The following is a 710-nucleotide window of genomic DNA, read 5'->3' as shown; positions in this document are numbered from 1 at the left end:
TGAGAGAGAATATCACCGGATAACCGCAAATGCGGCATGAATTTTGGACAGGCGACCTGGAGAAAGGCATAGCGTAAAGAGAACGGTAGGAAACCGAGATTCGAACGCACGACCTCCCGGTGATCTGCCGGGTGCACTACCTGTTCAAACAACTCCTGAAAACGAGATAATATGAGAAACGATGGGCCCGATGCGATTCGAACGCATGACCTCCCGGTTATCAGCCGGGTGCACCACCAGCTATGCTACGGGCCCGAAACACCTGTATTAGTGCCTATAAATATTGTACAATCTTCAATTTAAAGGTTGTGCAAGGACTCTGCTCCTGAATCGTCGGAGAACGGCGCCGGCAAAGAACAGGCAGGGGCAACGGTTCGGGGCGAACTCCAGGGATCGGTACCCACCCGGAGCATGGCCGCATCGAGGACGCAACCGCCAATCCTCCCTGGTGAACGATGGTGCGCAAAGATACGGCCCGTCGTGACTATCCCGCAATACCCGGCGTTTCGGCACCGGAATGTTCCGGACAGGCATCCAAAGGGCTATGTTGAAAACCGATGATAGAAGTATAGTTGAGTGGAACAATGGCAATACGATACCTACTCGGAAACGAGGGCATCGCTCACGCATGCCTGGAGGCAAACATCGATTTTGCCAGCGGCTACCCGGGAACGCCGTCCTCCGAAGTGATCGATATCCTCCGGGTGCAG

1 tRNA gene is annotated in these 710 nt (G+C 54.4%); it reads right to left on the bottom strand.

Annotation, left to right across the window (positions count from 1 at the left end):
- Window positions 1-182 precede the first annotated feature (182 nt).
- Window positions 183-255 (bottom strand) — tRNA-Ile (locus EI28_RS12715).
- Window positions 256-710 lie beyond the last annotated feature (455 nt).

The sequence above is a fragment of the Methanoculleus sp. MH98A genome (assembly GCF_000691865.1).
GTDB lineage: Archaea > Halobacteriota > Methanomicrobia > Methanomicrobiales > Methanoculleaceae > Methanoculleus.
Note: the sequence above shows the minus strand (reverse complement) of the source record. Positions and strands in the feature narration are given on the sequence as shown.